Raw genomic sequence first — 11,157 nt, 5'->3', positions numbered from 1 at the left:
TTGCCAGCCCGCTCAGAGATGTGTATAAGAGACAGGCCCGGCAGCGTCCGGCGGCGCGCACGCTCGGGCGACACGGGGTGGGCGGCGGCGCGAGGGCGGCTCGGGGGCGGCTGCGGCGTCGGGGCGAGGGTGATCGCGCAGGACCGATGCGCTGTGCGATGGGTCACTCCCGACCCGTTTTAGTTGAAAGTTAACCTATCTCTGTCATACGTTCGGGACTTCTCCCCACCGCGTACGTTCGGAAGGTTTGCCCCAGATGTCCCTCGTTCTCGATCCCGCCGCCCAGGACCTCCTCTTCCGTGAGGCCCGTACCGCCAACACCTTCACCGACGAGCCGGTGACCGACGAGCAGGTCCAGGCGATCTACGACCTGGTCAAGTTCGGGCCGACCGCCTTCAACCAGTCGCCGCTGCGCGTCGTCCTGGTCCGCTCCGCCGAGGGTCGCGAGCGCCTGGTGCCGCACATGGCCGAGGGCAACCGTCCGAAGACCTCCACGGCCCCGCTGGTCGCGATCCTGGCCGCCGACAACGAGTTCCACGAGGAGCTCCCGGCGCTGCTCCCGCACTTCCCGCAGGCCAAGGACATGTTCTTCTCGGAGCGCCCGGCCCGCGAGTCGGCCGCCGGCCTCAACGCCGCGCTGCAGGCCGCCTACTTCATCATCGGCGTCCGCGCCGCCGGCCTGGCCGCGGGCCCGATGACCGGCTACGACGCCGCGGGGATCCAGAAGGAGTTCCTGGACGACGACCACGCGCCGCTGATGGTCGTCAACATCGGCAAGCCGGGCGAGGACGCCTGGTTCCCGCGCAGCCCGCGCCTCTCCTTCGACGAGGTCGTCACGACCGTCTGAGTCCTCGGCACCGCGCGAGTCCTTGACGGCCGAGCCCGGCAGCCCGTATGCGAGGGGGCCCCGGAACACCTGGTGTTCCGGGGCCCCCTCGCATACGGGCATACGGGCGTACGGGCTGTGGAGCGGCCGCGCGTCAGGAAGCCGGCGCGGCGGGCGGCGCCGTCTTCAGCGCGGCGGCCATCTCGACCAGGCTCTCCTTCGGCGCCGAGCCGGTCACCACCGTGGTGTGGCCCTTCCCGGGCAGGACGAGGGCGTTGTACTTCGGGCCCTCCCAGACCTGCCACTCCCGGCCGGCCACCGTCTCGGTGCGCCCGGTGTCCTTGGCCTTCTGGCTGACCTCCGGGACGTACGTCCGCGCGGCGGCGGTGGACTGCTCGACCGCGACGTACCTGCGGTCCGCGTCGAGGAATCCCAGGTGCCAGGCGTCGCCCGCGACGTCGTCGTACCTGACGGAGGTCGCCTTCCACTCCTTCGGCAGGCCCTCGGGCGCGGCCACCGGGTAGGAGGCGGCGGTCCGCACCGTGGCCAGCTCGACGGTGAAGTCGACGGCCTTGATCGGATCGGCGTGCTCGTCCTTCGGGATGAAGAGGTAGATGACGCCCGCGCAGGCGGCGATCACCAAGGTCGACAGGAGCATGTCCCGGACTGTCTGCTTGCCTCGCTTGCTTGCCACGGGATCCATGGTGGCACGCGGCCTGACACGCCCGGCCGCAGGGTGCCGCTCACGGCCGCCCCTCCGGGGGTGCTCATGCGTGACCCGGCCTGCTCATTTTATCGACCTACCGATAGAGTCGCAGCACCCTCATATCCGGTCGTCGCCGTACAGAAAGGTGCGCTCCGATGTCCGAGCATCATCTGCCGTCCCAATTGGAGGTCTCCCCGGAGGCCCCCGACCGCAACCTGGCCCTGGAGTTGGTCCGGGTCACCGAGGCCGCCGCCATGGCTGCCGGGCGCTGGGTGGGCCGCGGCGACAAGATCGGCGCCGACGGCGCCGCCGTGAAGGCCATGCGGACCCTCGTCTCGACCGTCTCGATGAACGGCGTCGTCGTCATCGGCGAGGGCGAGAAGGACGAAGCGCCCATGCTGTTCAACGGCGAACGGGTCGGCGACGGCACCGGCGCCGAGGTCGACATCGCAGTCGACCCGATCGACGGCACCACGCTCAACGCCAAGGGCATGCCGAACGCCATCGCCGTGCTGGCGGCGGCCGACCGCGGCGCGATGTTCGACCCGTCCGCGGTCTTCTACATGGACAAGCTGGTGACGGGGCCCGAGGCGGCGGACTTCGTCGACATCAACGCTCCCGTGTCGGTCAACATCCGGCGCGTGGCGCGGGCGAAGAACTCCATGCCCGAGGACGTCACCGTCGTCATCCTCGACCGGCCCCGGCACGAGGGCATCGTCAAGGAGATCCGGGAGACGGGCGCGCGGATCAAGTTCATCTCCGACGGCGACGTCGCGGGCTCGATCATGGCGGCCCGCGAGGGCACCGGCGTCGACCTGCTGATGGGCATCGGCGGCACCCCCGAGGGCATCATCTCGGCCTGCGCCATAAAGTGCCTCGGCGGCGTCATCCAGGGCAAGCTCTGGCCCAAGGACGAGGCGGAACGGCAGCGGGCGCTGGACGCGGGCCACGATCTGGACCGGGTGCTGTCGACCGACGACCTGGTCAGCGGCGACAACGTGTTCTTCGTGGCGACGGGGATCACCGACGGTGAGCTGATGCGCGGTGTGCGGTACCGCGCGGAGGAGGCGACCACCGAGTCGATCGTGATGCGCTCCAAGTCCGGCACGATCCGGACGATCTCCTCGACCCACCGGCTGTCGAAGCTGCGCGCCTACAGCGCCATCGACTTCGACCGCGCGAAGTAGCGCAAGCGGTGTGAAGTAGCGCCGAGCAGTCGGAAACCGGGGACGTAGAGGGGGTGCGGGGAGCGGGTCATCGCTCCCCGCACCCCCCTTTTCCGTATGCGCGGGGTGCTTTCAGCCCGCCGCGGCTATGTGCTCGGCCGTCGTCGCGGCCGTGAGCTCGATGTCCCGCCGTCGTCGCCGGGCCAGCGCCACCCGGCGCTCCGCGGCGGTGAGCCCGCCCCACACCCCGTACGGCTCGGGCTGCATCAGCGCGTGCTCCCGGCACTGCACCATGACCGGACACCGGGCGCAGACCCGCTTGGCCGCCTCCTCGCGGGCCAGCCGGGCAGCGGTCGGCTCCTTCGACGGGGCGAAGAACAGGCCCGCCTCGTCGCGGCGGCAGGCCGCCTCGGAATGCCAGGGGCCCGCATCGTCCTCCCGGGCGGGGGTCCGCTGGGCCGGAACGGCGGCGACCTGCAGAGGCTGATGCGGCGGTTGCAGCACGGTCTACTCCTGACGACGGCTACGGCTTCGCGAGCGAGAGTCGATGCAGCACTCCCTACCCGCTGTGCGTACGCCTATGCACTGAGTGGCACCGACGCGCGACGCACCGCAATGCGCCCCCGCGGCTTTCTGGCCGATTACCGGAGGTCGTCCGCCGTGCCGTATTCAGTGGCCGAGATGTTTGCGCAGCCGCCGCTGGAGGTCCGCGACGAACTTCCCCCGCTTCGGCCTCGCTTCCACAGTCCCGAACACGGAATAGCCGTTGACCACGACCACCGGCGCTTCCGGGTCCGCAGATTCGAGCGTTCGCACTTCGAAGGTGCCGAAGACACCCGTGCCGTTGCCGCGCAGGGAAACGTTCTCCGGCACCCGGATGTCGACGCTGCCGAAGATGGACGTCGCGTTGACGACGGTGAAGCGTTGGCCGAAAAGCGCCTCGGTCAGATCGATCTCCACGCTGCCGAAGAGCGCGAAGGCGTTCGTCCGGCCGCCGACCCGCCAACGGCCCTTGCGGGTGGCGCTGCTGAAGACCGCGACGAGATTGTCCGCGGGGCCGTCGGCGCCCCCGGGCCCGTAGGAGTACGGCTCGGAGTCCGGGCGGGCCGTGGGGCCGGAGGAGGCGGGCAGGTCCCGGATCAGCGGCTGGAGTTCACCGACGGTCTTGGCCCGGTAGACCAGGTCGATCCGCTCCCCGTGCTCGTCCGCCGTCAGACGGCCCTCGGCCATCGCCTCCCGCAGGATGTCCGCGATCCGGTCGCGATCGGCGTCGGAGGCGCGGATGCCATCGCCGTCCAGGACTTCGGCGGGCGGCGGGGCGGCCGGCGCGAGGGGCTGCTGAGGCTGCTTCTCTAGGTCCACCGGCCCAGCGTACCCAAACGCGATAGATCGCGACTACCCCTCCAACCCGGCGCGCCCGGCCCCGGACCCGCGCTCCGGGGCGGCGTCCAGGTGAGCCTTACCTCACAGGATCCTCGCGGAGGCGGCGCTCTACCCTGGTGGATGCGCTGCCCGAGGGAGGTCAGCCGCTGTCGCCGAGTGAGGAATGGCCGTCATGGCAGAGTTTGCGTACTCCGATCTGCTCCCCCTGGGGGAGGACACCACGCCGTACCGTCTGGTGACCGCCGAGGGTGTCTCCACCTTCGAGGCCGACGGCCGTACGTTCCTCAAGGTCGCCCCGGAGGCACTGCGCACCCTGGCCGCCGAGGCGATGCACGACATCTCGCACTACCTGCGCCCGGCCCACCTGGCGCAGCTGCGGCGGATCGTCGACGACCCGGAGGCGTCCTCCAACGACAAGTTCGTGGCGCTGGACCTCCTGAAGAACGCGAACATCGCCGCGGCGGGCGTGCTGCCGATGTGCCAGGACACCGGTACGGCGATCGTCATGGGCAAGCGCGGGCAGAACGTGCTGACCGAGGGCGGTGACGAGGAGGCCCTGTCGCACGGGATCTACGACGCGTACACCAAGCTCAACCTGCGCTACTCGCAGATGGCCCCGCTGACCATGTGGGACGAGAAGAACACCGGCTCCAACCTCCCGGCCCAGATCGAGCTGTACGCCACCGACGGCGGCGCGTACAAGTTCCTCTTCATGGCGAAGGGCGGCGGCTCGGCCAACAAGTCGTTCCTCTACCAGGAGACGAAGGCCGTCCTGAACGAGGCCTCCATGATGACGTTCCTGGAGGAGAAGATCCGTTCGCTGGGGACCGCGGCCTGCCCGCCGTACCACCTCGCGATCGTGGTCGGCGGTACGTCGGCGGAGTTCGCGCTGAAGACCGCCAAGTACGCCTCCGCGCACTACTTGGACGAGCTGCCCGCCGAGGGCTCCCCCACCGGCCACGGCTTCCGGGACAAGGAGCTGGAGGAGAAAGTCTTCGAGCTGACGCAGAAGATCGGGATCGGCGCCCAGTTCGGCGGCAAGTACTTCTGCCACGACGTGCGGGTGGTGCGCCTGCCCCGGCACGGGGCCTCGCTGCCCGTCGCCATCGCCGTGTCCTGCTCCGCGGACCGCCAGGCCACCGCGAAGATCACCGCCGAGGGCGTCTTCCTGGAGCAGCTGGAGAAGGACCCGGCGCGCTTCCTCCCCGACACCACCGACGAGCACCTCGACGGGGCCGGCGGGGACGTCGTGGAGATCGACCTCAACCGGCCGATGGACGAGGTGCTGGCCGAGCTGACCAAGTACCCGGTCAAGACCCGGCTCTCGCTGACCGGCCCGCTGGTCGTGGCCCGCGACATCGCGCACGCCAAGATCAAGGAGCGGCTGGACGCGGGCGAGGAGATGCCGCAGTACCTGAAGGACCACCCGGTGTACTACGCGGGCCCGGCGAAGACGCCCGAGGGGTACGCCTCCGGCTCCTTCGGCCCGACGACGGCCGGCCGGATGGACAGTTACGTGGAGCAGTTCCAGGCGGCGGGCGGCTCCAAGGTGATGCTCGCCAAGGGCAACCGCAGCAAGCAGGTCACCGACGCCTGCGACGCGCACGGCGGCTTCTACCTCGGCTCGATCGGCGGCCCCGCGGCCCGCCTCGCCCAGGACTGCATCAAGAAGGTCGAGGTCGTCGAGTACGAGGAGCTCGGCATGGAGGCGGTCTGGCGCATCGAGGTCGAGGACTTCCCCGCGTTCGTCGTGGTCGACGACAAGGGCAACGACTTCTTCACCGAGCCCGCCCCGGCTCCGACGTTCACCAGCATTCCGGTGCGGGGGCCGGGTCTCGGCTGACCCCGCCCGGCAGGTGCGGGGGAGGGCCCGTCCGCGCGGACGGGCCCTCCCCTGCGTTCTCAGCCGTCCAGCAGACCCGATGTCGCGACCAGATACCCCAGCTGCGCCCGGCTGTTGCTGCCCAGCTGCTCGGAGACCTTGCGCATGTGCTCGGCGACGCTGCGGCGGCTCATGCCGATCCGACGGGCGATGGCGGCGTCCGTCTCGCCGTTGACGACGGCCTGGAGGATGGTGCGCTGGAGGTCGGAGGTGACGACGGGCGTGCGCAGCGGCGCCCGTTCGGGGCGGACCGGGACCGCGCGGGACCACGCCTCGTCGAAGTGGCGGACCAGGAAGCGGACCAGCGACGGGTGCTGGACGCGCAGGGCGGTGTGCGGCTCGTCGGAGAACGGGATGAGGGCGAGGTCCCGGTCGAAGACGATGAACCGGTCCGCGACCTCGGCCAGGGTCCTGATCTCGGCGCCCTCGGCGGTCACCTGCTCGATGTAGGCGAGCGTGGTGCGGTCCGAGCGGACGGTGTGCTGGTAGAGGGTGCGCTGCCGGATGCCGCGGCGCAGGTTGCCCAGGTCGCGCGGGAGCGACTGCTCCAGGACGTGGGCGGGGCGCCCGCCGCCGGGGTGGGCGGTGCGGACCTCGGCGCGGCAGCCGCTGACCCCGGCGTCCAGGGCCTTGCCGATGACGGCCGTGCCGGAGAGCCGGGTGAGGACGGGGCGTTCCTGCCGGTGCATCTCGGCGTAGAGGCCCTCGAAGGCGGCGAGGGTGGCGCGGGCGGAACGCAGGGTGCGGCGCTGCTCGACGATCGCCTCCTCGATCGGGGCGAGGGCGGCGAACGAGGCGGTCTCCGGCGGTACGGGGATGAGGTAGCCGGGTGCATCGTGGTCGGCCACCATCAAATGCAGGGACAGCAGGCAGGAGGGCGCGGCACCGGCCGGGAGGCCGCCCTCCGTCAGCGCACGGCGATAGGCCGCGAGCGCCGCCTCGCAGGGTTGTTCCGGTATCGACCGGTCCGAGGGTGATTCACGGCAATCACATACCGGTGAGGGGGAATGATCGTCCTTCACAAGGATGCAGATTACCTTTGTGCAATCGGGAGTCCCCCGTGCGGCACCCGCTCTCGACGAGTATGTCCCGGTGACATCTGGAATCGACAGTGCGGACGGGCCGAAGGCGGACGAGGCGGACGGCGACGCCCGGAAGGCCCGGGACACCGCGGTCTCCGAGCGCCGTTTTCGATTCCTCGTCGCCGGATACGCGGTGTCTTCCTACGGCACATTCCTGAATATGGTGGCGCTCAATCTCTTCGTCTACGAGACGACGGGACGGGCGCTGGCCATGGGGCTGTTCATGGCGGTGCGGCTCGCCTCCGGATTCGTCGCCGGTCTCGTCGTGGGCGGTCTGCTCGCCCGTTTCAGCGCGAAGAGCATCATGCTGTGGGCGAATGTCGGGCAGGGCGCCGTGATGCTGGTGCTCGTCCTGGCGCCGGACGGTCTGCTGACCGGGGCGCTGATGGCCGTCTCGGTGGTGATCGGGGCGTGCGGGACGCTGTTCATGGTGGCGTTGCGCAGTTCGATCCCGGAGATGGTCGGGGAGGACCGCAGGGCCTGGGCGAACTCCCTCTCGATCACCGGCCGTTCGCTGGCCATGGTGGCGGGGTTCGCCTCGGCGGGCGTGGTCGTGTCCCTCGTCGGGTACACCGCGGCCTTCCTTGTCGACATGGCGACGTTCATGGCCTGCGCGGTGACGGTGGCCCTGCTGCCGATCGCCGGAGGAAAGGGAGCGGGAGGCAAGGGAGCCGACGGCTCGGCCCCCGAGGGCTCCGGGGGCTCCGCGGGCTCCGGGGCCGGGAAGGACGCCTCGGCCGCGAAGGGCGGCAGGCGCTGGCGGCCCGTGGCCTTCCTCGCGCTCGCCGCCGCCCCCGGGATGGGCCTGATGGTGGCCCTGCGCGGGGTCGACGCGTTCGGTTCCTCGTCCCACAACGCGGCGCTGCCGATCTACTCCACCTCGCTCGACGCGTCGAATCCCGCGGTGTTCGTCAGCGCGTTCTGGTGCGTGTGGGCGCTCGGCAACATCGGGGCCCAGCAGGTGATCCAGCGGTACGCGCAGCGCACCGGACGCTCCGTGGGGGCGCTCGGATTCGGCTATGGCACGGTGGTGATGTCGGCGGCGTTCATCGCGGCGTTCGCCGGGTTCCCGCTGGCCGTGACGGCGGTGATCGCGCTGATCGCGGGGGCCGCGGACGGCCTCACCGAGGTCGCGTACACCTCGCACCTCCAGACACTTCCGGCCACCTTGCGCGGCCATGCCTTCGGTCTTTCGGCCACTTTCGAGAACCTCGGCTTCGGCGTCGGCATGATCCTTGTGGCGGCGGCTCTCGACCAATTCTCCCCGTTGGCCGTGGTGGGCTGGTCCCACGGCGCCGCCATCGTCGTCGCCGTGGTGTTCCTGCTGAGGGTGGCGGGAGTGCGCCGGGCGGGGCGCACGGCGCGTACGGGGCAGCGAAAGGAAGAAGCCGTTGAGGGACGACCGGATCGCGGTGATCGGAACGGCGCTGAGGTTTCCGGGGGCTGACACCCCCACGGCCTACTGGCGCGACATCCGGGCGGGGGCCGGCCACGTACGCCGCTTCACCCGGGCCGAGTTCGCCGCGGCGGGGGTCCCCGCGGCGGAGTACGAGCGGCCGGGGTTCGGCGGGGCGAGCGCGCTCCTGGCGGACGTGGACGGCTTCGACGCCGGGTTCTTCGGGATGAGCGGGCGGGAGGCGGAGCTGACCGATCCGCAGCAGCGGCTGTTCCTGGAGTGCTGCTTCCACGCCCTGGAGGACGGGGGTTACGCGGGCGGCGAGGACCGTTACGCGGGCGGCGACGGCGACTCCGTACGGATCGGGGTGTACGGCAGCTGCGGCTACCGCCTGTACTCGCTGCACAGCTATCTCGCGGAGAACCTGGCGGCGGAGGCCGGCTCGGGCGACTGGATGACCGCCAAGCAGGTCCAGGTCGGCAACTATCCCGACTTCACCGCGACCCGGGCCGCCTTCCGGCTCGGTCTGACCGGGCCCGCGCTGACCGTGTCGACGGCCTGTTCCAGCGCTCTCGTCTCGGTCCATCTGGCCTGCCAGGCGCTGCGCGCCGGGGACGCGGACCTGATGCTGGTGAGCTCCGCCGCCCTGCATCTGCCAGGGGTCACCGGCCAGGTCCCGGTCAAGGGCTCCACCCTCTCCCCCACCGGCACGGTCCGGGCCTTCGACGCGGACGCGGACGGCACGGTCGGGGGGAACGGGGCCGCCGCCGTCCTCCTCAAACCGCTGGCACGGGCGCTGGCCGACGGCGACACCGTGCACGCGGTGATCCTGGGCTCGGCGGTCACCAACGACGGCTCGGACAAGGCGACCGGCGACGGCACGGGCAGAGGCGGGTTCGCCGCCCCCGGGGTCGCCGGTCAGCGGAACGCGGTGCTCGGGGCGCTGCGCGCGGCGGACGTGGACGCGGCGTCGATCGGCTACGTGGAGGCGCACGGCACGGGCACGCTGAAGGGCGACCCGATCGAGTTCGCCGCCCTCACCGAGGCGTTCCGCGCGCATACCGACCGGACCGGCTTCTGCGCGCTCGGCTCGACGAAACCGGCCATCGGCCACCTGGACAGCGCCTCGGGGCTCGCGGGGCTGATCAAGGCCGTCGAGGTGCTGCGGCACGGGGTGGTCCCGCCGCTGGTGAACTTCTCCCGGCCCAACCCGGCGCTGGCGGTGGACGAGAGCCCGTTCCTGCTGCCGGTACGCGAAAGCGCCTGGCCGCTGGCGGGGGTACGGCGAGCCGGTGTGCACTCCATCGGCATGGGCGGTACGAACGCTCATGTGATCCTGGAACAGGCGCCGGAGGCCGCGCACGCGGCGTCGGTGCACGACGGCGCCCCCGTGCCCGCCCTGCTGCCGCTCTCGGCCGCGGACGGGGACGCACTGCGTGCGTACGCCGCCTCCCTGCGGGACCACCTGGCGCAGGGGCCGGACCATCCGGTGGGCGGGGCCGGCTCCGGCCCCTCCCCCGCCGATCTGCTGACCACCACCGCGCTCGGGCGGCGGCTCCTGCCGCACCGGCTGGTCGTCACGGCCGCGGACCCGGTGGCCGGTCTCGACGCGTTCCTGTCCGGGGCCCCGGCGGGTGAGGCCTACACGACCGGCGTCGTCGACGGCGTACGGGAGAGACGGCCGGTGTTCCTCTTCAGCGGCCAGGGCGGCGGGCACCCGGGCATGGGCGCGGAACTCGCCGCGCGCTTCCCGGTGGTGGCCGAGGTGCTCGACGCCTGCGCCCGGGTGTACGCGGAGGAGACCGGGCGGGACGACTTCCTGGACCGGATCGTCGGCGGGCAGGGTCCCGAGCGGTGGGACACCGCCTTCGCGCAGCCCGCCCTGTTCGCCCTCCAGATCGCCCAGGCCCGGCTGTGGGAACGGCTCGGGATCACCCCGGCCCGGGTCGCCGGGCACAGCGTCGGCGCGTACGCGGCGCTGTGCGTGGCCGGGGCCCTGGAGACCGAGGACGCGATGCGGCTGGTGTGCGGGCGCGGGCGGCTGATGCTGGAGCGGGCGGCCCCGGGCGCGATGGTCTCCGCGTTCGTCCCCCGGGCCCGGGTGCGGGAGCTGCTGGCCGCCGTCGCCGGGCTGGAACTCGCCGTGGTCAACGGCACCGCGCACCACGTGCTGGGCGGCCCGCCGGAGGCGGTGGACGCGGCACGGGCGCTGCTGGCGGCGCGAGGTGAGGCGTATGAGGTGCTGGCGGTGGACCGGGCGTTCCACACGGCGCTGCTCGACCCGGCACTGGAGGACTTCCAGGTGCTGGCCGACAAGGCCGAACTCCGGCCCTTGCACACGGAGTTCGTCGACGGCATCGACGGCACGGTCCGCCCCGCCGGGTGGCGGCCGGACGCCGCGTACCTGGTCGCGCAGGCCCGCCGCACGGCCGACTTCGCCGCCGTCCTGGACCGGCTGGCCGGGGCGCCCGAGGATGGTTCGCCGCAGGCCGGGCGCCCGCTGCTGCTGGAGCTGGGCCCGTCCGCCGTGCTGACCGGGATGGTCCGCCGGTCGCTGCCGGACGCGGTCTGCGTACCGACGCGGCGGTGGGAGCGGGCGGTGGCCGCGCTGCACTGTGCGGGGGCCGGGGTGGACTGGGCCGCGCTGCTCGACCGCTGTGGTGGCCGGCGCGTCCGGCTGCCCACGTACCCCTTCCAGCGCCGCGCGCACTGGAGG

9 protein-coding genes are annotated in these 11,157 nt (G+C 71.8%); 5 read left to right on the top strand and 4 right to left on the bottom strand.

What is annotated here, in order from left to right; all coding sequences use genetic code 11:
* Positions 1-256: 256 nt before the first annotated feature.
* Complete coding sequence (locus tag CR470_RS30395) at positions 257-847, top strand: malonic semialdehyde reductase (protein ID WP_097870698.1); 591 nt, start codon at positions 257-259, stop codon at positions 845-847.
* A 133-nt stretch (positions 848-980) separates the two neighbouring features.
* Here CR470_RS30395 and CR470_RS30390 read toward each other — a convergent pair whose 3' ends face one another.
* Positions 981-1,529, bottom strand: coding sequence for a DUF4245 domain-containing protein (locus CR470_RS30390; protein ID WP_097870697.1), 549 nt, complete (start codon positions 1,527-1,529; stop codon positions 981-983).
* Between the two features lie 158 nt (positions 1,530-1,687).
* Here CR470_RS30390 and glpX point away from each other — a divergent pair, with 158 nt between their 5' ends.
* Entirely contained in the window at positions 1,688-2,719 is a 1,032-nt protein-coding gene (gene glpX / locus CR470_RS30385) for a class II fructose-bisphosphatase (RefSeq protein WP_097870696.1), read from the top strand.
* Between the two features lie 111 nt (positions 2,720-2,830).
* On the opposite strand, the gene CR470_RS30380 is transcribed toward glpX, so the two are convergent.
* The gene (locus tag CR470_RS30380) at positions 2,831-3,202 is read right to left on the bottom strand and encodes a WhiB family transcriptional regulator (RefSeq protein WP_097870695.1); all 372 of its coding nucleotides are present in this window, start codon (positions 3,200-3,202) and stop codon (positions 2,831-2,833) included.
* 165 nt (positions 3,203-3,367) lie between these two features.
* The gene (locus CR470_RS30375; protein ID WP_097870694.1) at positions 3,368-4,060 is read right to left on the bottom strand and encodes a DUF1707 SHOCT-like domain-containing protein; all 693 of its coding nucleotides are present in this window, start codon (positions 4,058-4,060) and stop codon (positions 3,368-3,370) included.
* Positions 4,061-4,253: 193 nt separating this feature from the next.
* Here CR470_RS30375 and CR470_RS30370 point away from each other — a divergent pair, with 193 nt between their 5' ends.
* Positions 4,254-5,924, top strand: a complete 1,671-nt coding sequence (locus CR470_RS30370) for a fumarate hydratase (RefSeq protein ID WP_097870700.1) — start codon at positions 4,254-4,256, stop codon at positions 5,922-5,924.
* A 59-nt stretch (positions 5,925-5,983) separates the two neighbouring features.
* Here the strand turns inward: CR470_RS30370 and CR470_RS30365 are convergent, their stop codons facing one another.
* Complete coding sequence (locus CR470_RS30365) at positions 5,984-6,985, bottom strand: LuxR C-terminal-related transcriptional regulator (RefSeq protein ID WP_097870693.1); 1,002 nt, start codon at positions 6,983-6,985, stop codon at positions 5,984-5,986.
* A gap of 82 nt (positions 6,986-7,067) precedes the next feature.
* Between CR470_RS30365 and CR470_RS30360 the strand changes: the two genes are divergently transcribed.
* On the top strand, positions 7,068-8,492 hold the full coding sequence (locus CR470_RS30360) for an MFS transporter (protein ID WP_097870699.1): 1,425 nt from the start codon (positions 7,068-7,070) through the stop codon (positions 8,490-8,492).
* The coding region (locus CR470_RS30355; protein WP_097870692.1) for a type I polyketide synthase at positions 8,437-11,157 on the top strand (2,721 nt) is incomplete at its 3' end. The genes CR470_RS30360 and CR470_RS30355, both read left to right, overlap by 56 nt.

It is taken from the genome of Streptomyces sp. rh34, from assembly GCF_002551245.1.
Classification (GTDB): domain Bacteria; phylum Actinomycetota; class Actinomycetes; order Streptomycetales; family Streptomycetaceae; genus Streptomyces.
Note: the sequence above shows the minus strand (reverse complement) of the source record. Positions and strands in the feature narration are given on the sequence as shown.

Coding starts and splice junctions, on each gene's coding strand:
- CR470_RS30395 (WP_097870698.1), top strand. CDS start 257: ATGTCCCTCGTTCTCGATCCCGCCGCCCAGGACCTCCTCTTCCGTGAG.
- CR470_RS30390 (WP_097870697.1), bottom strand. CDS start 1,529: ATGGATCCCGTGGCAAGCAAGCGAGGCAAGCAGACAGTCCGGGACATG.
- glpX (WP_097870696.1), top strand. CDS start 1,688: ATGTCCGAGCATCATCTGCCGTCCCAATTGGAGGTCTCCCCGGAGGCC.
- CR470_RS30370 (WP_097870700.1), top strand. CDS start 4,254: ATGGCAGAGTTTGCGTACTCCGATCTGCTCCCCCTGGGGGAGGACACC.